Here is a 22,698-nt window from a genome sequence, read left to right as displayed (position 1 = left end):
CACCGCACATGATTCGCCAAACCCCGATGCGTAACCTGCACACCCTTCGGCCGACCCGTCGAACCCGACGTGAAAATCACATACGCCAACTCGTCGAGATCCGTGTCGCGCGCCGGGAGGGGCGAGTCGGTCCGCTCGATCTCCTCGACGCGCACCACCTCCACGCCGGTCGGGGCGAACCGGTCGGCGTACCGGGCCGAGGTGACCGCCACCCGGGCACCGGCGTCGGCGAGCATCGACGCGATCCGGCCCGGCGGGTACGACGGGTCCACCGGCACGAACGCCGCACCCGCCTTCCACACCCCCAGCATCGACGCCACCAGCTCCACACCCCGGTCCAGCAGCACACCCACCACCGCACCGGAACCCACACCCCGACCGGCCAGCCACCGGGCGACGTCCTCGGCCCGCGAGTCCAGCCCGGCGAAGTCGATCGCCCGGTCGCCCGGCACCGACACCGCCTCCGCCGACGGCGTCCGCGCCGCCCGCGCCTCGAACTCGCCCAACACCGAACGCGACACCGGCTCCACCACCGACGGCCCGTCCGCCAACACCACCGACACCTCACCCGCCGGCAGACACGTCACCACCGCGTCCCCGTCCACGTCGGCGACCATCGCCTCCAGCACCGCCCGGTACATGCCACCGAGCCGGGCGACCTGCGGCACGCCGAGGTGGCGCAGGTTGGCCTCCAGCGTGAGGAAACCGAGCCGGCTGATCACGCCCAGCGGGAACTCGTTCGGGCTGTCGTCGATCGAGTCGGCATAGTCGATCTCGTCGGTGTCGATCTGGTGGAAGTCGTGGAAGCTGAACCGGACGTCCAGCATCCGGGTGCCGTCGCCGACCTCCCGCTGGAGCACCGGCAGCGGGTAGCGTCGGTGCGCCCACAGCTCCAGCTCACCGGCGAACGTCCGCGCGATCAGCTCACGCCAGGTCCGCGCGCCCGACTCGTACACGAACGGCACCGTGTTCAGGTGCATGCCGTACACCCGGTCCGCGCCGGCGACCTCGGGGCGGATGTTGGACACCAGCCCGGTGAAGAACGACCCCGACCCGGTGAGCTGGCTCATCACCTTCAGGTGCGCGGCCAGCATCACCGACTTGAACGGCACACCGGTCTCGCGGGCCAGCGCCCGCAGGCCGGGCTCCAGGTCGTGCAGCGGCACCCAGTGGTCGTACTGGGCGCCGTCGGCGGCGGTCGGGTCGCCCCAGCCCTCGGGCAGGACGAACCGGTCCCGGCCGGCGACCCGGCCGTGCCAGAAGGCGCGGTCGATGCCCTCGGAGGTGGCGCGCAGCTCGGCGGCGACCGCGTCGGCGAACCGCACCGGCGGGGCGGGGCGGGGCTCGACCGGCAGCCCGTCGCGGATCCGGTGGTACGCGCCGACCAGCTCCATCATCAGCGAGTGGTAGCTCCAGCCGTCCATGATGGGGTGGCACTCGGTGAGGGTGAGCCACCAGCTCCCGTCGGCGCAGACGCGGGCGTGCAGCCGGAACAGCGCCGGCTGGGCGAGGTCGAACATGTCGGCCCGCTCGGCGGCGATGAAGTCGCGCAGCTCCCGCTCCAGGCCGGCCCGGTCGGTGGCGCGCGCCCGGTCCATGCCGACCCGCATCTCGGCGGTGGCGTGCACGAGCTGCATCGGCACCGAGTAGCCGGTCAGGTCGAACGAGGTACGCAGCACCTCGTGCCGGGCCACCAGCAGCGCGGCGGCCTCCCGGAACGCCTCGAGCGAGAACTCGCCGGAGTCGGGGATCCGGTAGGTGGTGGCGTTGAGGTAGTGGTTGTGCTCGTCGGCGAGCATCTCCGCCAGCATGCCGAGCTGCACCTGGGTGCACGGGTACGCGTCGACGACGCCGTCCGGCAGCGCGGCCCGGTCGGTCCCGGAGATCAGCGCGAACGCCTCGACGGCCGGCTCCGCCGCGGCCGGGGCGGGGCGGCCGGTGAGGAACTCCGCCAGCTCGGCGACGCTGCGGCGCTCGAAGAGGTCCCGCACCTGCACGTCGAAGCCGGCGGCGCGGATGGCCCCGGCGAGCGCGACGGCGCGGATCGAGTCGCCGCCGACGTCGAAGAAGCCGTCCTCGACGCCGACGCGCTCCAGCCCGAGCAGCTCGGACCAGATCGCGGCGAGCCGCTCCTCCACCTCGGTACGCGGCGCCACGTAGGGCCGGTCGGTGGCGGTGACGGCCCGGTCGGGAGCCGGCAGCGCCCGCTTGTCGAGCTTGCCGTTGACGGTCAGCGGCAGCCGGGCCAGCGGGACGAACGCCGACGGGATCATGTATTCGGGCAGGGTGCGGGCCAGCGCCGCGCGCACCTGTCCCGGCCGGGGCAGCTCGGCCTGCTCGTCGACGACCGAGTACGCCACCAGCCGCCGGTCGCCGGGGGTGTCCTCGCGGACGACGACCACGGCCTCCCGCACCTCGGGCAGGGCCGCGATGGCGGCCTCGATCTCGCCCAGCTCGACCCGGTAGCCCCGGATCTTCACCTGGTCGTCGATCCGGCCGACGAACTCCAGGCTGCCGTCGGCCCGTCGGCGGGCCAGGTCGCCGCTGCGGTACAGCCGGGCGCCGGACGGGCCGAACGGGTCGGGCACGAACCGCTGGGCGGTCAGCTCGGGCCGGTTCAGGTAGCCCCGGGCCACGCCGGGCCCGCCGACGTGGATCTCGCCGGTGACGCCGACCGGCACCGGATTGCCGTACTGGTCGAGCAGGTGGATGCTCAGGTCGGCCAGCGGCACGCCGATCGGGTTGGCGGCGGTGCCGGCCAGGTCCTCCGGGCGCACCTCGTAGTAGGTGGCGTGCACCGTGATCTCGGTGATCCCGTAGAGGTTGAGCAGCCGGGGCGCGGCCAGTCCGCGCCGGGCCACCCAGGGACCGAGGTCGCCGTACTCCAGCTTCTCGCCGGCGAAGACGACCGCGCGCAGCGCGAGCCGGTCGACGCGGGGGTCGCCGTCGCGGGCCAGCCCCACCAGACCGCGGAACGCCGTCGGGGTCTGGTTGAGCACGGTGACCTGCTCCTCGACCAGCAGGTCGAGCAGGTCGCCGGGGGAACGGGTGACCTCGCGGGGCACGATCACCAGCCGGCCGCCGTGCAGCAGCGCGCCCCACAGCTCCCAGACCGACACGTCGAAGGCGTACGAGTGGAACAGCGGCCACACGTCGGCGGGGCCGAAGTTCAGGTCGTCCTGGGCCACGGTCGTCAGCCGCAGCACGTTGGCGTGGGTCAGGTACACGCCCTTGGGACGGCCGGTCGACCCGGAGGTGTAGATGACGTAGATCAGGTTCTCGGGGTCGACGGCGACGCCCGGATCGGTGCCGGGGCGCCCGGCGATCTCCCCGGCCTGGCCGGGGTCGTCCAGCACGACCACGACGCCGTCGAAGTCGGCGAACCGCGCCCGGTGGGCCGCGGAGGTCACCACGATCCGCGCCTCGGCGTCGGTCAGCATGAAGTCGAGCCGGTCGGCCGGGACGCCCGGCTCCACCGGCAGGTACGCCGCCCCGGACTTCAGCACGCCCAGCAGGGTCGAGACCAGCTCCGCGCCGCGGTCCAGGCAGACCGCGACCAGCCGCTCCGGGCCGGCGCCGAGGGCCCGCAGGTGGTGCGCGAGCCGGTTCGAGGCGGCGTCCAGTTCGGCGTACGTGAGGTGTCGCGCGCCGTCGGTGAGGGCGGTCGCGTCGGCGTGGGCGGCGGCGGTGGCGGCGAAGACGCCGTGCACCGTCTGCGTCACCGCGGCGGCGGGGCGGGCCGGGGCGGGCGTGGCCGCCGCCAGTTCCGCGTCGTCGAGGAGGCGCAGCGCGGAGATCCGGGCCTCGGGCTCGGCGCCGACGTGCTCCAGCAGCCGGCCGAGGTGCTCGGCCATCCGCCGCACGGTGGCCTCGTCGAACAGCGCGGTCGCGTACTCCAGGTGCCCGCGCAGCCGGCCGTCGGCGCCCTCGACCACGTGCAGTTGCAGGTCCACCTTGGCGACCCGGGTCGGCAGCCACAGCGTCTCGGCCACGAGGCCGGCCGGCCAGGTGCCGGTGGGAGCGTCGTCGCCGAGTGTGAAGGCCACCTGGTAGAGCGGCGTGCGGGACAGGTCCCGCTCCGGTTCGAACTCGTCGACCAGCAGCGCGAACGGGGCGTCGGTGTGCGCGAAGGCGTCCCGCACCGTCTCGCGGCCGGCGCGCAGCAGGTCGGCGAACGTCGGATCGCCCGTCCAGCTTCCCCGGACGACCAGGTTGTCGATCCCGTACCCGACCAGGTTGCGCAGCTCGGCGCGGTCGCGCACCGACGTCACGCTGCCGACGGGGATGTCGGTGCGGCCGGTGTAGCGCGACAGCAGGGCCTGGAAGGCGGTCAGCAGGGTGACGAACACGGTGGTCTCCGCGCCACGGGCGATGTCGCGCAGCGCGGCGGAGAGGTCCGCGGAGAGCGCGAACGGCACCGAGGCGCCCCGCCAGTCGCGCACCCGCGGTCGGGGCCGGTCGGCCGGCAGCTCCAGCGGGGCGATGCCGGCGAGCCGGTCGCGCCAGTGCTCCAGGTGCCGCTCCAGCAGGTCGCCGCGCAGCCGGTCGCGCTGCCAGGCCGCGAAGTCGGCGAACTGCACGGCCGGCGGCGTCAGCGCCGGCCGCTCGCCCCGGACGAACGCGCCGTACAGCTCGGCCAGGTCGCCGAGGAGCACCGCCGTGGAGGGCGCGTCGCAGGCGATGTGGTGGATCACCAGCACCAGCAGGTGCTCGGCCTCGTCCAGCCGCAGCAGCGTCGCCCGCACCGGCCATTCGGTCGCCAGGTCGAAGCCGATGCCGGCCAGCTCGGTCATCAGCGTGGTGGCCCGGTCCTCCCGCTCCGCCTCCGGCACGGTGGTCAGGTCGACAAGCGGCAGCTCCTGGGGCCGGGGGTCGTCGATGACCTGCACCGGCGTCAGGTCGGCCATCGCGTAGCGGGTACGCAGGATCTCGTGCCGGGCGATCAGGGCGTCCCACGCCCGGGTCAGCGCGGCCCGGTCCAGCGGACCGCGCAGGCGCAGCGCCGAGGACACGAGGTACTCCGGGCTGGTGGTGTCCAGCCGGTTGAGGAACCACATCTGCTGCTGGCCGAAGGAGAGCGGCAGGTCACCCGAGCGGTCGGCGGTCGGGATCGTGGCACGCCGGCCGGCGGCCTTGCCCGCCAGCCGACGTTGGACGAGCGACTCGCGCAGGTTCGGCTGGTTCGCGGTCGAGGTCATGCCTGGTGCTCCTTGGTCTGCCGCAGGTCTTCGGTCAGGTCGGCGTCGGAGAGTGCGTCCACCTCGGCCCGGATGAGGTCCTCCACCGCACCCGCCATCGCCTCGACGGTCGGGTGCTCGAAGACGAGCCGGAGGGACACGTCGAGGTCGAACTCCTCCTGGAGGCCGGCGACCAGCCGGGCCGCCAGCACGGAGTGCCCGCCGATGGCGAAGAAGTTGTGTCGCGCGCCGACCGGAACGCCGAACAGGTCGCTCCAGATGGCGCAGAGGCGTTCCTCGACGATGGTGCGTGGGGCCACGAAGGCGTCCTCGGCACCGGCGGTGCCCGTCGAGACGGCGGTGGAGAGCAGGCCGAGCAGCGCCGCCCGGTCCACCTTGCCGTTCGTGTTGAGCGGGATCTCGGCCACCGGCACGAGCAGGCTCGGCGTCATGTACTCGGGTAGCAGCCGGGCGCAGTGGGCGGCCAGGTCGGGCGCCTCGCCCCGGTAGAAGGCGACCAGCCGGTCCTCGTGGACGACGACCACGCACTGGGCGACCCCGGGGTGTTCCTCGACGACCGCGCGGATCTCGCCGAGTTCGATCCGGTAGCCACGCACCTTGACCTGGTCGTCGGCCCGGCCGACGAAGTCCATCACCCCGTCCGGGCGCATCCGGACCAGGTCGCCGCTGCGGTACAGCCGGGTGCCCGGCGGCCCGTACGGGTCGGGCACGAACCTCTCGGCGGTCAGGTCCGGCCGGCCGGCGTAGCCGGTGGCCAGGCACGCGCCCCCGATGTACAGCTCGCCGACCACGCCGACGGGCAGCAGGCGCAGCGCGTCGTCGAGTACCCGGACCGTGGTGTTGGCCATGGCCCGGCCGATCGGCACGATGTCGGCGGTCTGCGGCGTCTCGACCGGGTGGGCCGTCATGATCACCGTGGTCTCGGTGGGCCCGTAGCTGTTGGTGAGGCCGCCCGGCCCGAGCCGGTCCAGCCACCGGTTGGCCAGCTCCCCGGGCAGCGCCGCCCCCGCCGTCCAGATCAGGCCGGAGAGCTGGCCCGCCTGCTCGTCGTCGAGCTGCTCGGTGAGCAGTTCCAGGTGCGGCGGGGTCATGATGAACCGGTCGAACGGGCCGGCCTTGACGAGCAGGGCACCCAGCTCGGCGATGTCGAGGTCGGCGGGCAGCAGGGTCACCGACTGGCCGGAGACCAGCGGGCTGAACAGGTTGGGGATGGACAGGTCGAAGGCGATGGTGGTGAACAGCGGTGCGCCGTCGCCCTGCCCGGCCCGCGTGCCCCGGTCGCCCAGGGCCTCGGTCTCGACGGCGCAGGCGAGAAAGTTGGACACCGCGCGGTGCGACAGGACCACGCCCTTGGGGCGGCCGGTCGAGCCGGAGGTGAACAGCACGTAGGCCGTCTCCTCCGGGTCGGTGTCGCGGTCCGGCCGGCTGTTGGAGCCGGCACAGATCATCAACCGGTGGGTGTCCACGTGCAGGGTCGGCACGGTGAACCTCGGGGCGTACGCCGCCTGCGTGACGCCCAGTTCCACGCCGGCCGTGGCGAGCATGTGCCCGATCCGGTCGGCGGGGTACGACGGGTCGAGCGGGAGCACGGCCGCGCCCGCCTTCCAGGCGCCGAGGATCGTGGCGACCAGGTCGACGCCCCGGTCCAGCAGGACGGCCACCACCGCGCCCCGGCCGACACCGGCGTGCCGCAGGTGGTGGGCGAACTGGTTGGCCCGGTCGTCCAGCGCCGCGTAGGTCGTGGTGAGGTCGCCGTGGCGCAGCGCCACCGCGGTCGGCGTACGGTGCCGCTGGGCCTCGAACAGGTCGCAGACGGTCGCGGTGTCCCGGGGCACCGTGGGGCCGTGGAACTCGTGCAGGAGCTGGTGGCGCTCGGCCGGCGGGAGCAAGTCGAGGTCGGCGAGCGGGGTCCGGGGTGCGGCCACCGCCGCGGCGAGCAGCCGGACGAAGTGGTCGGCCATCCGCCGGACGGTCCGCTCGTCGAACAGGGCGGTGGCGTACTCCAGGCTGCCGGCCAGCGTGCCGTCCGGCCGGGGCCAGACGTGCATGGTGAGGTCGGTCTTGGCGATCTGGGCCGCCCGGCGCAGCGCGTCCAGCAGGGTCTCGTCGTCGGTCGACTGGCCGGTGATGCCGCCCTCCTGGGCGTTGAGCATCACCTGGTAGAGCGGGGTGCGGGACAGGTCCCGGGTGTCGACGAGGCCGTCGACCACCCGCTCGAAGGGCAGGTCCTGGTGGGCGAGGGCGGCCATGGTCCGGGTGCGGACCGCCCGCAGTGCCGCCTCGAAGGGGGCGGACGGGTCGAGGTCGCAGCGCACCACCACGGGGTTGAGGAAGACCCCGGCGATCTGTTCCGTCTCCGGTGGCCGCCGCCCGGAGGTGGGCGCGCCGACCGCGACGTCCCACTGTCCGCTGTAGCGGGACAGCAGCGTGGCGAAGCCCGCCAGCATGGTCATGAACGGGGTCGCCGAGCAGCGCCGGCCCAGCGCGGTCAGCTCCGCCGCCAGCTCCGCCGGCACCTCGAACTCGACGTGCGCGCCGCGCGGGTCGCGCACCGCCGGCCGGGGCCGGTCCAACGGGAGGGTCAGCTCGGGCACCCCGGCCAACTGCTCCCGCCAGAAGCCGAGTTCCCGCTCGACCCGGTCGTCGGTGAGGTACCGGCGCTGCCAGGCCGCGTAGTCGGCGTAGTGCACCGTCAGCGCCGGCAGCTCGGGGTCCCGGCCGGCGGCGTGGGCCGCGCAGAGCTCCCGCAGGTCGCGTTCGAGGACCTCGGCGGTGGTGGCGTCGGAGGCGATGTGGTGCAGCGCCACCAGCAGCAGGTGGTCCGCCCCGGGCGAGGTGACCAGGGTGGCCCGCCACAGCGGCCCGGTACGCAGGTCGAAGCCCTGGCGGAGCTGGGCGTCGACGAGGTCGACGAGGGGGGCCTCGGCCGCGTCGCGGACCGTGAGGTCGACCGGGCCGGGCGCATCGACCACCTGGTGCGGCTCGCCGTCCTGGGGCAGGTAGCGGGTGCGCAGCGCCTCGTGCCGGGCCTGGAGCGCGGTCAGCGCCGCCCGTACGGTGTCGGGTGCCAGCGAGCCGGGCAGCCGCAGGTAGAGCGGCACCACCCACTCGGGGCTGCCGGGGTGCAGCTGGTCCAGCAGCCACAGTCGCCGCTGGGCCGGGGAGAGCGGCAACGGGCCGGTCCGGGGCACCGGGACCACCGGCGACGTCGCGTCGGTGTCGCCCGTCAGCAGGGCGGCCTGCGCCTCGACCGTGGTCGCGGCGAGCAGTTCCCTCAGCTCGACACGCACGCCGGACTCGGCGGCGAGGCGGCTGGCGAGCCGGACGGTCACCAGCGACGACCCGCCGAGCTGGAAGAGGTCGTCGTGCACCCCCACCCGTTCGATGTCGAGCAGCTCCTGCCAGAGCCGGGCGACCAGGCGCTCGGCGTCGCTGCGCGGTGCCAGGTAGTCCGCCCCGTCGACGGTCTCGACCGGCGGCAACGCGGCCCGGTCGACCTTGCCGCCGGTGGTGAGCGGGAACTCCGCCACCGGGACGAACACCGCCGGCACCAGGGCGTCGGGCAGCCGGTCGGTCAGGAAGGAGCGCAGCTCCACGCTGGTCAGGGTGCGCCGGCTGGAGACATACGCGGCCAGCCGGGGACGGCCGGCGGGTTCGGCGAAGCCGACGACCACGGCCCGCCGGACGTCGGGGTGGGCGGCCAGGGCCGCCTCCACCTCGCCCGGCTCGATCCGCACTCCGTTGATCTTGAGTTGGTCGTCGGCGCGGCCGACGAACTCCAGGCTCCGGTCCGAGCGCCACCGGACCTGGTCGCCGGTGCGGTAGAGCCGCGTGCCGGGCGGCCCGTACTCGTCGGGCACGAACCGCTCCGCGGTGAGGTCGGGCCGGTTGACGTACCCGCGCCCGACTCCCGCCCCACCGACGTAGAGATCACCGACCACGCCGATCGGCACCGGCCGCCGGTTGGCGTCCAACACCTGGAGGCGGAGGTTGTCCAGCGGCCGGCCGATCGGCACCGGGCCGGTGAGCTGCGCGAGGTCGACCGGCTGGGCGGTGACGTCGATGGCGCACTCGGTCGGGCCGTAGGTGTTCCACACCCGCACCCCGGGCACCGCCGCCAGCCGCTGGCACAGCTCGGCGTGCAGCGGCTCGCCGGCGGAGAAGACCAGGCGCAGCGAGGTGCACCGTGGCCAGTCCGGCTCCTCCGTCACCAGTTGCAGCACCGACGGAACGCCCTGGAGCACGGTCGCACCGGACCGGATGACCGCCGCCACCAGCGCGGCCGGGTCGCGTTCGGCGCCGTCCGGCGCGAGCGCCACCGTGGCCCCGCAGATCAGCGGGGCGAAGAACTCCCAGCCGGCGGCGTCGAAGCTCACCGCGGTCTTCTGCAACACCCGGTCCGCCGGCGACAGGCCGTGCTGGCGGACCGTCCAGGCCACCCGGTTCCCGATGCCCCGGTGGGTGACGACCACGCCCTTCGGCCGGCCCGTGGAGCCGGAGGTGTAGATGACGTAGGCGGCGTTGTCGGGGTCGATCCGGACCGGCGGCGCGGTGTCCGGTCCAGCCTCGATCCGCGCCCGGTCGGCGTCCAGGCAGACCACGTGCGACGGCCCGGCCAGGCTGTCGTCGACCAGGTCGGTCCGGGTGAGCACGACGTCCACCCCCGTGTCGGCGACGATCCACCGTCGCCGGTCCGCCGGGTGCGCCGGGTCCAGCGGCAGGTACGCGCCGCCGGCCCGCCACACCCCGAGCAGGGCCACCACCAGGTCGACCCCCCGGCGCAGGTACACGCCGACCGTCGACTCCGGACCGACGCCGAGCCCGACCAGGTGCTGGGCGAGCTGGTTGGCGCGGCGGTCGAGGTCGGCGTAGCCGATCCGCACGTCGCCGGCGAGCACCGCGGTCGCGTCGGGCGTCGCCGCGGCCTGGCGGGCGATCAGTCCGGGCAGGACGACCGGATCGACCGTGCCCGCTCCGGCGGCCGGCAGGGTGGACAGAGGGGTGCTCATCGGTGCTCCTCCGGGGAGTAATGTGGGCGCGGGCAGCCGGAGTCACGCCTCCGGCGGACCGTCAGACGGACGCGCCGTCCATCCGCAGACGCAGGCTCTTCGGCCGCATGTCGGTCCAGATCTCGTTGATCCGGCTGAGGCACTCGTCCCGGGTGCCCTCGGTGCCCTCGGCCCGCCAGCCGGCCGGCAGCGCCCGGTCGCTCCACCAGATCGAGTACTGCTCCTCGTCGTTGAGCACCACCAGGTAGCTGCGGTCGTCGTCGCTCATGTTCTCTCCCTCGTGGGTTCCGCGGACGCCACGGCGGCGGCCGGTACGGGTGTGAAGTCGTCGATCCGCACGCCGAGCCCCCGCTGGGCGGCCGCGTCGCGGACGTGTTGGGCCAGGGCGATGTCCAGGACGCCGAGTCCGAACGGCGAGACCACCACCGGCCCCGGGACGTCGGCGGCGGGCAGCGCCGCACCGCCGGCGAGCTGGCCGATGGTGGCGTGGATGAAGTCGCGGCCCCCGGTGAGCTGCTCGGCGAGGTGCAGCGAGGTGCGTTCCCGGCACACGTGGTCGGGGTCGTCGACGACGTTGCGGGCCGACAGGATCGCCTCGGGGTGCAGGTCGCGCAGCGACAGGTGCAGCACCACGGTCTCCGGCTGGCAGGCGGCCAGCCCCAGGTGCGGCTCGCTGGCGGTGGTGGCGATCGAGACCAGCCGGTGGGCGGCCAGCGCCTCCTCGGCGCTGCCCACCACGCTGATCGTCGTGCCCGGCAGCAGCGCCGACGCCTTCCCGGCGAACGTCTCGGCCCGGCGCGGGTCGGAGTCGTGCAGCACGAGCGAGGCCGGTGGCGCCAGGGCCACGGTCAGGAAGCGCAGCACCTGCTGGTTGATCAGCCCGCAGCCGATCAGCGCCAGGCCGTCCGGCTGCTGGTCGGCGGTCAGCAGTTGCGCGGCGAGGGCCGCGCCGGCCGCGGTCCGCCGGGCCGAGATGACCGATCCCTCGATCACCGCGTCGGGCTGGCCGGTGGCGAGCGAGTTGAGCACGATGGCGGCGCTGGCCCGGTCCAGGCCCCGCTCGATGTTCGCCGGGAACGAGGAGATCCACTTCATGCCGGCGGCCGGCGGGTCGGCGCCCAGGTACGCGGGCAGTCCGATGATCCGGTTGCGGGCGTTGTCGGGGAAGCGCAGGAAGACCGAGTGCGGCACGCTCGTGCGGCCCTGCTCGTGCAGCAGGTACGCCTGCCGGACGATGTCGATGACCCGCGCCTCGTCGCCGTCGAGCACGTCCCGGACCCCGGTATGGCCGATGATCAGCATTTGTCGCCCTTCCACAGGTGGCTGACCTCGCCGAACTGTTCGGTCACCCAGCGATCGGAGTAGATGGTGTCGAGGTAGCGGTCGCCGTTGTCCGGGAAGATCAGGACGCTGGTGCTCCCGGCGGGGAGGTCCGCGATCCGGCGCCGCAGCGCGGCCACCGTCGCCCCGGACGACCCGCCCGCGAGGATGGCCTCCCGGGTGGCCAGCAACCGGCACCCGACCACGCAGTCCAGATCGGACACGTGCAGCACCTCGTCCGGCCGGGCGGTGGCGGCCAGCGGTGGCACGACCGAGGCACCGTGCCCGGGAATCAGCCGGGGCGCCGGCGGGTGGCCGAAGATCGCGCTGCCGATCGCGTCGACCGCGACGATCCGGGTGGAGTGGCCGCCCTCGCGCAGGTAGTCGGCGCAGCCGACCAGGGTGCCGCAGGTGCCGGTGGAGCAGAACAGGTAGTCGACCCGGCCGTCCAGCTCGGTCATGATCTCGGCCATGGTCTGCCGCTGGGCCATCGCGTTGAGCGGGTTCGTGTACTGGTCCGGGCGGTAGGCACCGGGCACCGTCTCGACCAGCTCCCGCACCCGGCGCCGCCGGACGGCCAGGTACTCGCCGGTCTCCGGGTCGGGCCGCTCGATCATGTCGATCTCGGCCTGGTACGCGGCCAGCACGGCCAGGTTCTGCCGGGTGGTCTTCGGGTCGACCACGCAGATGAACCGGATGCCGTAGTACGCGCAGATCTGGGCCAGGCCGATGGCGAGGTTGCCGGAGCTGGACTCCACCACCACGGAACGACCCGGCACCAGTTCCCCGGCTGCGATCTTCCCGCGCAGCATGTTCAGTGCCGCCCGGTCCTTGATGCTGCCACCCGGATTGAACTGTTCGAGTTTCGCGTACGCCCGGGCGGGAAAGTCGGGAAACAACCGGTCCAGTCTCACCAGGGGCGTGTTGCCGACCGTGGAGAGAATTCCCTGATCCATTTCAACCCCCTCTCCGGGCTGACGGAATGTCGCCCGCCTCCGCGTGCGGGCGCTGTGTCACGGGCGCCGCGTCGGGGACGGGCGCTGTGGAACGCGCGCCACGTCGGGGACGGGCGCTGCGGCACCGGCGCCGCGTCGGGGACGGGCGCCGGATCACCGGGTTGCTCAGCTCATGCCGAGTTCGAGCAGCATCCGTTCCTCGGCGTCGCCCGCCAGGCTGGCGTCGGCGACCGTGGCGGCCGGATCGGCGCAGGCGGCGCCGAGCAGGGCCAGGAACTGGTCGAACAGGCGCTCGACCGTGGCGCGGTCGAGCAGGTCCTTGTCGTAGTTGAACTCGGTACGCAGGGTCAGGTCGGGCAGCTGGTGGATCGTCACGGCGAGGTCGAACTGGCCCTCGTCGTAGGGCACCACCAACTGGCGTACCCGGTGCCCGACGAACCCGTTGCTGGTGTCGGAGAGCGTGTCGCCGTGCTGCCGGGTGAGCAGCGTGATGGTGACCCGCACCAGCGGATCCCGGTCCCGGCGGGCCGCCTGCACCAGCGGGAACGGGTAGGCGGCACGCGCCACCCCGTCCGAGAGCTGGCGTCCCGCGGCGGAGATCGCCGCCGCGAAGGTGGTGTCCGGGGCGAACGACGAGCGCAGCACGACCGCGTTCACCAGCATCCCGACCACCTCCCGCAGCGCCCGTCCCCGCCGCACCGAGACCGGGCAGCCGATGGTGAACTCCCGCTGCCCGGTGCAGCGGTGCAGCAGCACCTCGAAGACGCCGAGCAGGACGCTGAACGGGGTGACCGCCAGGGCGGCGGCCGTGGCGCGTACCTGCCGGGCGAGGTCGTCCGGCAGCAGCCGGGCCACGGACGCGCCCCGGTACGAGCGGGTGGCGGAGCGGGGCCGATCGGTGGGCAGGGTGGCGGCGGTGGCTCCGGCGCAGGTGCGGGCCCAGTGCTCGGCCAGCTCGGCGCCCCGGGGGCCGGCCAGCAGGGCCTGCTCCCGGGCGACGAACTCGTCGTAGTTGGGCCGGCTCGGCCAGTCCATCGTGCCGCCACCCCGCACCACCTGGTACGCGTCGCCGAGGTCCCGCCAGATCAGCCACTGGGAGAGCCCGTCGGTGGCGATGTGGTGGATCACCAGCACCAGCGCGCAGTCGGTACGGCGCCGCAGCAGCACGGCCCGCAGCGGTCCGTCCTGTTCCAGCCGGAGCGGCTCCTCGCCGACGGTGCGGACCAGCGTCCGCAGGGCCTCGTCGTCGATGTCGCCGACGTCGCGGACCTCGACGGCACCCGAGCCGGTGCCGTCGACGAGTCGCACCGGCCCCGCGCCGGTCTCGGTGAACCGGGACCGGAGCAGGTCGTGCCGCTCCTGGACGGCGACGAGGGCGGCCCGCAGCGCGTCGGTGTCGAAGGCCGGCTCGGCGAGCACGGCCGTCACGACGTTGCTGGTCGAGCTCTCGGGTGCGAGCCGGTACAGCGCCCACTGCGCGGCCTGCCCGACGGACAGCTCCCGGGCGGCCCCGTCGCCGGCGTTCACTTGGCGCCGAGCACGAAGTCGGTCAGGTCGCCGACGCGGACGAAGTTGCCGACCTCCTCGTCCGGCACCTCGATGTCGAAGTGGACCTCGGCGGCGCCGAGCAGGTCGACCAGCTTGAGCGAGTCGAGGCCCAGGTCCACGAAGGTGTCGTCGGCGGAGATGGGCCGGTCCACGTCCTCGGTCATCAGCTTGCGGGTGAGCAGCTCGACGTCGGTGGCCACCTGGTCAACGGTCATGTCAGTGTCCTTTCGAGGGGTGTTCAGGGCATCCGGACGATCTGGCCGGCGTAGGCGAGGCCGGCACCGAAGCCGAGCAGCAGCGCCTTGTCACCGGGCTTGGTACGGCCGCTCTCGTGCAGCCGGCTCAGGGCGAGCGGCACCGAGGCGGCGGAGGTGTTCCCCGTGTCGATCACGTCCCGGGCGACCTTCTCCTCCGGGATCTCCAGGATCTCGGCGAGCTGCTCGATGATCCGCAGGTTCGCCTGGTGCGGCACGAACCAGTCGATCTCCGACAGGTCGATGCCGGCCCGGGCGCAGGCCTCGTGGGCGACCGGGGGGATGTTCTTGGTGGACCACCGGTAGACCAGGGGCCCGTTCATGGAGGCGTACTCCTTGCCGTCGCGCGCCCACTTCGTGCCGAGGATCGGTGCCCGGCGGCCGTCGCTGCCCCACACCACGGGGCCGATGTCCTGGGTCTCGGAACGGGAGATCACCGCGGCGCCCGCGCCGTCACCGAAGATGACGTAGGTGGCCGGGTCCTCGGGATCGATGAACTCCGTGAGGTGTTCGGCCCCGATGACCAGCACGTTGCGCGCCTCGCCGAGCCGGACCGCGTTGGACGCCACCGACACCGAGTAGGCGAAGCCCGCGCACGCGGCGTTCAGGTCGAACGCGCCGGTGTCCGGGATGCCGATCCGGTGCGCGACCTCCGGCGCACCGCCCGGGATCCGGTCCCGCTTGGTGGCGGTGGCCAGGATGAGCAGGTCGACCTCGGAGGGGTCGACGTTCGCCATCGCCAGCGCCTTCGCACCGGCCTCGGCGGACATCACCGGCACGGTCTCCTCCGGACCGGCGGCGTGCCGGGTCTTGATCCCGGTGCGCTCCTCGATCCACTCCGGAGTCACCTCCGTACGCAGTGCGATGTCCGGGTTGGTGACCACGCGGGTGGGCCGATAGGCGCCGAGCCCGGTGATCGCCGAACCGAAGATGTCCGACATCGTTCTCCCTTCGTCAACCCCGGCCGGCAGCCGTGTCGAGGACCGTCGGGAGAGATGCTGGGCCGGCCGCCTCATAGCTTCTCTACATATCGAGGCGGCATAGGAATCCCATAGGCGGCCGGGAGAGCCTGCGTCGGGCGCGGACCGCCGAGGCCCGGAGGCCGATCGAGAAGGTCCAGGATGAGAGACTTCACTGACAAGGTTGCGGTGGTCACCGGCGCCGGCTCCGGCATCGGCCGCGCGCTCGCCGTCGAGCTGGCCGCCCGGGGTGCCGGGGTCGCCGTCTCCGACGTCGACGACGAGGGGCTGCGGGAGACCGTGGAGCGCTGCGCGCGGCACGGGGGCCAGGTGCGCGGCTACCGGTTGGACGTGGCGGACCGGGTGGCGGTACTGGACCACGCCGAACAGGTGGGTAGCGACTTCGGCCGTGCCGACCTGGTGGTCAACAACGCCGGGGTGACCCTGCTCGCCTCGGTCGTCGACGGGGCCTGGGAAGACCTCGAATGGGTGATGAACGTCGACTTCTGGGGTGTCGTGCACGGCACCCGCGCGTTCCTGCCGTTGCTGACCGCGTCGCGCGGGCACCTGGTCAACGTCTCCAGCGTGCTGGGGCTGGCCGGCGCGCCGATGCAGAGCGGGTACAACGCCGCCAAGTTCGCCGTCCGGGGCTTCACGGAGGCGGTGGCGCAGGAGCTGCGGGCCGACGGGGTGCCGGTCAGGGTGAGCTGCGTGCACCCGGGCCGGATCAGGACGAACATCATGCGCAACTCCCGCAACGACGGGCTACGGGACTACCAGGCGGTCCGGGAGGACTTCGAGCGGTCCGTCGACATCTCGGCGGAGTACGCCGCCCGGGTCATCCTGCGCGGGGTGGTCCGAAACCGGGCCCGGATCCTGATCGGCGCGGACGCCTACCGCACCGAGATCCTGACCCGGCTGCTCGGCCCCTGGTATCCCAGGGTCGTCACCGGCGGTGGCCGGCGGCCGGTCACGTCGACAGGCCGCCGTCCACGGTGATCACCTGGCCGGTCAGGTACGACGCGCGGGACGAGAGCAGGAACGAGACCACCTCGGCGATCTCCTCGCTGCGCCCGAGCCGGCCCAGGGCCACCCGGTCCCGCGCGATGGCGCCCAGCTCTCCGGAGAGGGCCGCGATCATGTCGGTGTCCACGTAGCCCGGCGCGACCACGTTGGCCCGGATGTTGTACCGGCCGACCTCCTTGGCCAGCGCCTTGGTGAACCCGATGATCCCGGCCTTGGAGGCGGAGTAGTTGGTCTGCATCGGGTTTCCGGCCACGCCGGACACCGAGGAGACCGTGACGATCGATCCGGCGCGTCGGCGCATCATCCGGCGGACGACCGCGCGGCAGAGGTGGTACGTGCCGTCCAGGTTCACCTCGATCACCGAGCGCCAGTCGGAGTCGGCCATCAGCGCCAGCGGCTTGTCCCGGATGATCCCGGCGACGGTGACCACCGCGTCGGGGTCACCCAGCTCCCGCTCCGCGGTCGACACGAAGTCGCGGACCGCGGCGGCGTCGGCGACGTCCACCGTCATGGCGAGCACCCGCCCGCCGGCCCGGGCCGCCTCCGCGACGACCTCGTCGGCGGCGTCCTTGCTGGACTGGTAGCACATGGCCACGTCGTAGCCGTCCCGGACGAGCTGGAGCACCACCGCCCGGCCGATGCCCCGCGAGCCGCCGGTGACCAGGGCGACCGGCCGCCCACCGGCGCTCACCGCGCCGCCCCGGACGCCACTGTCGGACCCGGGGTGGCCGCCTCCAGGGAGGCGCGCAGCGACTCCACCGTCCGCATCGCCCCGACCAGCCGGCCGACGCGCAGCACCACGTCGGACCCGACGACGCTCTCGCCGGTGACGAAGGCGGTGTCGGCGACCAGCCTGGTCATGGTGACGTGGTGCTCCACGGTCTCCCCGGGCAGCACCGGGCGGCCGAACCGGATGTGCTCGAAGACCCCGGCGACCGGCACGCCGTCGGTGAGCACGTCCGGCATCGGCCGGTCGTGGCGGATCAGCACCAGCGCCGCCTGCCCCCAGGACTCCAGGAGCAGCGACAGCGGCAGCGGCCGGTCACCGGTGACGGTGAGCGAACCCACCAGCCGCCGCCGGGGCTCCAGCGTGGTGACCCGGTCGACCAGCAGCATCGGCGGTCGGTGCGGGATTATCCTTCTGATCTCCTCGATACCCAGCATGGTCGTCACTCCTCGCTCTGGTAGCGCAGCAGCACCTCGGCGACCGGCACGGCCGCGACCTCGACGTCGCCCCGCCACAGCTCGCCGGTCCGGCGGATCGTCACGACCAGCTCGTCCTCGCCGCGGAAGGGCAGCAGGAAGCGGCAGCTGACGATCTCGGTCAGCACCAGCCCGGGCTCGGCGGCGCGGACCGCCCGGTGCACGAACTCGAAGATGTGCACCCCCGGCACCAGCGGGAATCCGGGGTAGTGTCCGGCGAAGACCGGATCGTCGAGGTCGGGGCGGATCCGGGCCACGATCGTGTCGGGGTCGACGCGTTCCACGTCGATGGGGACGGCCGTCGCGCAGTCGGCCGTAGTCAGGGCATTCACCCGGCCACCATGCGGCGATCCGCTATATCTTCTCTACACCACGGCGCGGTCCCCGCACGCTCAGCTTCCCACCGCGCTCAGCGCCCCGGCGCCGGCCACCAGCACCCGGTCGGTCTGGTCGGCCTTCTCCCGGGCGAAGACGCGGACCAGGTCGTGGAAGCGGAACCGCTGCCGCCGGCCGCCGTCGGACTCGACGATCTCCAGCAGGCGCGCGTCGACCAGGTTCTCCCCGACCTCGTCACCGGCGTGCCGGGAGATGCCCAGCACCTCGGCGGTGGCCCAGCTCGGAAAGGCTGGCGCGCGCAGCAGCGCCAACCGGCGCAGGGCGAGCTGTCCCAGGTCGGCCAGCTGGTGGTAGCTGCTGTCCAGCCGTTCCCGGACGTCCATCGAGCCCAGCCGGAGCTCGTCCAGCCGGTACCGTTCGTCGGCGAGCCGGTCCGCCAGGTACCCGAGCGACCAGTGCGGGCGGGCCAGGAGCCGGGAGCCGGTGACCCGGACCCCGAGGGAGAGCCGGCCGCACAGCTCGACGATCCGGTTGGCGGCATCGGCCTCCTCGGCGACCCGCTCCGCCCCGATGATCCGGCCCAACAGGGCCAGCGCCTGTTCGCGGTTCAGGGTGCCGACCTCGATCGACGTGGCGCCGGCCAGTTCGGGCATCCGGAGCCGGCTGGTGACGATGACCTGACAGCCGGGATCGCCGGGCAGCAGCGGGGACACCTGCGCGTAGTTCGCGGTGCCGTCGAGCATGACCAGCAGCCGCCGGCCGGCGAGCTGGCTGCGGTAGAGCCGGACCCGCTCGTCGAGCCCTTTGGGGATCGCCGACTCGGCGTGGCCCAGACTGCGCAGGAACCAGCCGAGCACGTCGTACGGCTCGACGGCGTTGCCGCGCGCGCCACCGAGGTCGGCGTAGAGCTGACCGTCGGGGAACGCGGCCCGGGTGAGGTGGGCGGCGTGCAGGGCGAGCGTGCTCTTGCCGACGCCGGCCATCCCGGTCACCACGGCGACCGGCGGGCGGGCCGGCGGCACGGCTGTCAACACCCGGACCAGCCCGCTCAGCTCATCCTCCCGCCCGGCGAAGTCGCCGACGCCGGGCGGGAGCATCGCGGGCCGCACGCCGTGCCAGCTCGGCTCCGCGACGACCGCCGGGGCCGGGGCCGGGGCAGGGGCCGGGGTGCCGGCGAGAATCGCCCGGTACGTCTCGGCGAGTTGCGGGCCCGGGTCGACGCCCAGTTCGTCCGCGAGCACCCGGCGGCCCTCGTGGTAGGTGGCCAGCGCGTCGGCCTGCCGGTCACAGCGGACCAGGGCGGTCATCAGCTGCCCCCGCAGTCCCTCGTGCAGCGGGTGCTCGGCGACAAGCTGGGTGATCTCGGGGACCAGCCGGACGTGGCGCCCCAGCAGCAGGTCGGCCTCGATCCGGCTCTCCAGGACGGCCATCCGCAGCTCGGCCATCCGGTGCGACTCGGCCGCGGCGAGGTGTTCGGTGACGTTGGACAACGCCGGGCCGCGCCACAACCCCATGGCGGCGTGCAGCCGATCGGCGGCCTCGCCGTGCCGCCCGCCGCGCAGCGCCTCCCGCCCGGCCTCGGCCAGCCGCTCGAACTCGTCGAGGTCGAGCCGGGCGGTACCGATCCGGATCTGGTACCCGGACCACTGGCGGACGATGTCCACCCCGGCGCCGAGGTACTTGCGCAGCCGCGAGACGTAGTTGTAGAGCTGGGCGGCGAAGGTGGCCGGCGGGCGCTCCCCCCAGAGCAGTTCGCACAGCCGGGTGTCCGGCACGGTGCGCCCCTCGGCGAGCAGCAACGCCGCCAGCACCGTCCGCTGCTTCGCGCCGTCCAGTGCCACCTCCCCGTCGCCCCTCCAGGCCCCCACCGGCCCTAGCACCCGAAACTCCATGCCTGGCTCCGTCCATCGCGCCGCCCCGCCCGGGAACAGTCGTCCGAAGACTCATCGGCACCGGCACTGTCCACATGCGTGAGCGGCACTCAATTTCGCACCGACATCACGCTGGCCATTCACTTGATCACGCATGGTGACTACCATGGATGGTCGACCGTCGATGCCGGGCGCCATCCAGCGCCCTCCGGCCCTCCGCGCCCCGTCGGCCACCGGCGCCGCCCGCCCCGCGTCCGCCGCCGCTGCCAGCAAAGTGACATGAATGTGAGTGGTTTCCACTCATGAATTCCTCATCCCGCTCTGGCACCTTGCAACGGTGACCTCGACTCCCCTGGCCGGCGCCACCGACCACGCCTACGGCGTACGGCTGGCTCCGCACTGGTGGGCGTCGGGGCTCGCGCTGCACGAGCGGGCCTCCGGGCCGGCCGGCGGCGCGTCGGGCCGACCGGGCGGACACGCGGCGCGCGACACGGACGAGACCGACCGGCGGCTGGCCCCGTGGCGCGCCGGGCACGGCGTGGGGCTCTCGGCGCGGCTCGCCGAGGTCGGCCTGGACGAGCCGGGGTTGCTCGACCTGCTGGCGGAGGACCGCGCCGCGATCGCGGCCAGGATCCCCCGCCCGGCCTGGGCGGAGACCGTCGAGTCGGCGCTGCGCGCCGCGGCGGCGCCCCGCCCGCCGGCCGACCCGGCGGACTGGCGGGCCGCCCTCACCGCGCCCCTGCGCCCGTTCGTCGACCTCGCCGTGGACCGGTTCGCCGCCGGAGCCGATCGGCTCGCGACGGAGCGGGTGGTGGACCTGCCCGCCCTCACCGGTCACCTCGCCGCCGAGGTGGGTCGCCACCTGCTCTCCGTGGCGGCCCGCACGCTGGTCTCGGAGCTGCACCGCCGACGGGCGGCCGGCCGGCTGGCCGGCGCCGACAGCCGGGCGCGGTTCGCCGACTTCGTGACGCAGCTCTGCGCCCCCGCCGGGCTCGCCGACCTGGTCGACCGTTACCCGGTGCTGGCCCGCCTGCTGGCCCAGACCGGCACGCGCGCCGCCCGGGCCGGGCTGGAACTGCTGGCCCGGTTCCTCGCCGACCGTGGCGACCTGGTCCGGGCCCTGCTCGGCGGCACCGACCCGGGCCTGCTGGTCGCGGTCCAGAGCGACCTGGGCGACGCCCACGCCGGCGGCCGGACGACCGCCGTGCTGCGCTTCGCGGACGGCCGACACCTCGTCTACAAGCCGCGCGACCTGACCTCCCAGGTGCGGTTCACGGGCTTCGTCGACTGGCTGGAACGGCGGGCGCCGGGGCTGGGGCTGCGCGGCGTCGCGACCCTGGCCCGGCCGGGTTACGGCTGGTCGGAGTACGTCGACGCGGTGGCGCTCAGCCGTCCGGAGGAGGCGGACGGGTTCTACCGTCGCCAGGGTGCCCTGCTCGCGCTGCTGCACGCCCTGCACGCGACGGACATGCACTACGAGAACCTGATCGCCGCCGGTGCGACGCCGGTCGTGGTGGACACCGAGACGCTCTTCCACCCCGCGCTGGGTGAGCCGGCGGGCACCGGCGACCCGGCCGCGGACCTGTTGACCGCGTCGGTGCACCGGACCGGCCTGGTCCCGCTGATCGTCGTGGGTGACCAGGGAGCGATGGACCTGTCCGGCATCGGCGGCGACCGCGGCGGGACGGCACCCGCCAGCGCGATCGACTGGGCCGATCCGGGCACCGACCGGATGCGGTTGACCCGGCGCGCCGTCGGCTTCCTCGGCGGCCGCAACCGCCCCCGCCTCGGTGACACCGACATCGACCCCACGGCCCACGAGCCGGCGCTGCGCGCGGGGTTCCGGCTGGCGTACGAGGCGATCCACGCCCACCGGCGGCAGTTCACCGAGCTGGTCGTCTCCTGCGCCGCCATCCCGGTGCGACTGGTCGCCCGCCCCACCTCGGCCTACCGTGCCCTGCTCGCCGAGACCACCCACCCGGACGTCCTCGGCGACGCGCTGGATCGGGACCGCGCGTTCGGCGCCCTCTGGTCGAGCGCCGCCACGCACCCGTTCCTCGCCCAGCTCCCCCGGCACGAGGTCGCCGCGCTGTGGGAGGGCGACGTCCCGCTGTTCGAGGGCACACCCGGCAGCCGCGCCGTCCGGGCCGCCGGCGACGACGAACCGCTGCCGGTGCCGCTGGCCCGCTGCGGGCTCGACGCCGCGCTCGACAAGCTGGCCACGCTGGGCGACACCGACCGGCGGCACCAGGAGTGGATCGTCTCGGCGACGCTGGCCACCCGGCGTCCGGTCGACGGGCGGCACACCCCACCACCCGGGTCGCGGGTGGTGGCGGCGGCCGACGCGTCGCCGGAGCGCCTGCTCGCCACGGCGTCCGTGATCGCCGACGAGATCGAGGCCCGCGGCGTGGCCGGCCCCGGCCGGGTGAACTGGCTCGGCCTGGAGCTGGTCGACGACCGGCAGTGGCTGGTCCTGCCGATGGGCGCCGGGCTCGCCACCGGCCACCTCGGGGTCGCGCTCTTCCTCGCCCAGCTCGCGGCGGTGACAGGCAGCTCGCGCCACGCCGAGCTGGCGCACCGGGGCGTCGGCGCGGTGCCGGGGCTGTTCCGACTACTCGGGGCCCGACCGGAGCTGGTGGCCGCGATCGGTCCCGGCGGGCTGGCCGGCCTCGGCGGCATCGCGTACGGGCTCGCCCGGCTGTCCACCCTGCTGGCCGACCCCGGTCTCGCCGAACAGGCCCGCACGGCGGTCGACCTGACCACCGCCGCCAGCGCGGCGTCCCGGGCCGTCGGCTGGGCCGACGGCAGCGCGGGTTGCCTCGCCGCCATGGACGCGGTGCACGCCGAACTGGGTCACGAGCCGGCGGGGGCGCTCGCCCGCAGTTGCGCCGACCGGCTCGCCGACGCGGTCGAGCGGGACGACCTGCCCGCAGGCCCGGGCTTCACCGACGGGCTGGCCGGCGTCGGCCGGGCCCTGGGCCGGTACGCCCGCACCGGCGGCGCGCGGTACGCCCGGGC

14 protein-coding genes are annotated in these 22,698 nt (G+C 74.0%); 2 read left to right on the top strand and 12 right to left on the bottom strand.

All coding sequences use genetic code 11. The features are described 5' to 3' along the window. From ABZ809_RS33455 to ABZ809_RS33420, 8 genes are all read right to left on the bottom strand, one after another. On the bottom strand, positions 1-5,198 hold a 5,198-nt coding region (locus ABZ809_RS33455; RefSeq protein WP_357566658.1), incomplete at its 3' end, for an amino acid adenylation domain-containing protein. Next, positions 5,195-10,207 (bottom strand): amino acid adenylation domain-containing protein, encoded by a 5,013-nt coding sequence (locus ABZ809_RS33450; RefSeq protein WP_357566657.1) that lies wholly within the window; start codon positions 10,205-10,207, stop codon positions 5,195-5,197. The genes ABZ809_RS33455 and ABZ809_RS33450, both read right to left, overlap by 4 nt. A gap of 61 nt (positions 10,208-10,268) precedes the next feature. Further along, on the bottom strand, positions 10,269-10,475 hold the full coding sequence (locus tag ABZ809_RS33445) for an MbtH family NRPS accessory protein (RefSeq protein ID WP_357566656.1): 207 nt from the start codon (positions 10,473-10,475) through the stop codon (positions 10,269-10,271). Then, positions 10,472-11,509: a 2,3-diaminopropionate biosynthesis protein SbnB gene (sbnB, locus tag ABZ809_RS33440; RefSeq protein WP_357566655.1), complete on the bottom strand. Its 1,038-nt coding sequence runs from the start codon at positions 11,507-11,509 to the stop codon at positions 10,472-10,474. The genes ABZ809_RS33445 and sbnB overlap by 4 nt, the downstream gene beginning before the upstream one ends. Further along, on the bottom strand, positions 11,503-12,483 hold the full coding sequence (gene sbnA / locus ABZ809_RS33435; RefSeq protein ID WP_357566654.1) for a 2,3-diaminopropionate biosynthesis protein SbnA: 981 nt from the start codon (positions 12,481-12,483) through the stop codon (positions 11,503-11,505). Before sbnA ends, sbnB begins: the two co-directional genes overlap by 7 nt. Positions 12,484-12,648: 165 nt before the next feature. Then, positions 12,649-14,010, bottom strand: coding sequence for a condensation domain-containing protein (locus ABZ809_RS33430; RefSeq protein ID WP_357566653.1), 1,362 nt, complete (start codon positions 14,008-14,010; stop codon positions 12,649-12,651). After that, a complete protein-coding gene (locus ABZ809_RS33425; RefSeq protein ID WP_357566652.1) occupies positions 14,007-14,246 on the bottom strand; it encodes a phosphopantetheine-binding protein in 240 nt (79 codons plus the stop codon). The genes ABZ809_RS33430 and ABZ809_RS33425 overlap by 4 nt, the downstream gene beginning before the upstream one ends. Before the next feature lie 23 nt (positions 14,247-14,269). Beyond that, the gene (locus ABZ809_RS33420) at positions 14,270-15,226 is read right to left on the bottom strand and encodes a beta-ketoacyl-ACP synthase III (protein WP_357566651.1); all 957 of its coding nucleotides are present in this window, start codon (positions 15,224-15,226) and stop codon (positions 14,270-14,272) included. 180 nt (positions 15,227-15,406) lie between these two features. On the opposite strand from ABZ809_RS33420, the gene ABZ809_RS33415 reads away from it, so the two are divergent. Next, positions 15,407-16,243 carry an SDR family oxidoreductase gene (locus ABZ809_RS33415; protein WP_357566650.1) on the top strand — a complete coding sequence of 279 codons (837 nt, stop codon included), beginning with the start codon at positions 15,407-15,409 and terminating at the stop codon, positions 16,241-16,243. Here ABZ809_RS33415 and ABZ809_RS33410 read toward each other — a convergent pair. From ABZ809_RS33410 to ABZ809_RS33395, 4 genes are read right to left on the bottom strand one after another with little or no spacing between them, the layout of a single operon-like run. Then, entirely contained in the window at positions 16,215-16,961 is a 747-nt protein-coding gene (locus ABZ809_RS33410; RefSeq protein ID WP_357566649.1) for an SDR family NAD(P)-dependent oxidoreductase, read from the bottom strand. The two genes, ABZ809_RS33415 and ABZ809_RS33410, sit on opposite strands and share 29 nt — an antisense overlap. Further along, complete coding sequence (locus tag ABZ809_RS33405; RefSeq protein WP_357566648.1) at positions 16,958-17,434, bottom strand: beta-hydroxyacyl-ACP dehydratase; 477 nt, start codon at positions 17,432-17,434, stop codon at positions 16,958-16,960. The genes ABZ809_RS33410 and ABZ809_RS33405 overlap by 4 nt, the downstream gene beginning before the upstream one ends. A gap of 5 nt (positions 17,435-17,439) precedes the next feature. Continuing rightward, the gene (locus tag ABZ809_RS33400; RefSeq protein ID WP_357566647.1) at positions 17,440-17,805 is read right to left on the bottom strand and encodes a hypothetical protein; all 366 of its coding nucleotides are present in this window, start codon (positions 17,803-17,805) and stop codon (positions 17,440-17,442) included. 60 nt (positions 17,806-17,865) lie between these two features. After that, positions 17,866-19,701 carry a BTAD domain-containing putative transcriptional regulator gene (locus tag ABZ809_RS33395; RefSeq protein ID WP_357566646.1) on the bottom strand — a complete coding sequence of 612 codons (1,836 nt, stop codon included), beginning with the start codon at positions 19,699-19,701 and terminating at the stop codon, positions 17,866-17,868. Positions 19,702-20,017: 316 nt separating this feature from the next. Here ABZ809_RS33395 and ABZ809_RS33390 point away from each other — a divergent pair. Further along, the coding region (locus ABZ809_RS33390) for a type 2 lanthipeptide synthetase LanM family protein (protein ID WP_357566645.1) at positions 20,018-22,698 on the top strand (2,681 nt) is incomplete at its 3' end.

Origin of the sequence: Micromonospora sp. NPDC047074, from assembly GCF_040643815.1 — a bacterium.
Classification (GTDB): domain Bacteria; phylum Actinomycetota; class Actinomycetes; order Mycobacteriales; family Micromonosporaceae; genus Micromonospora.
The sequence above is the reverse complement of the archived record's forward strand: the minus strand, read 5'-3'. Positions and strand labels throughout refer to the sequence as shown.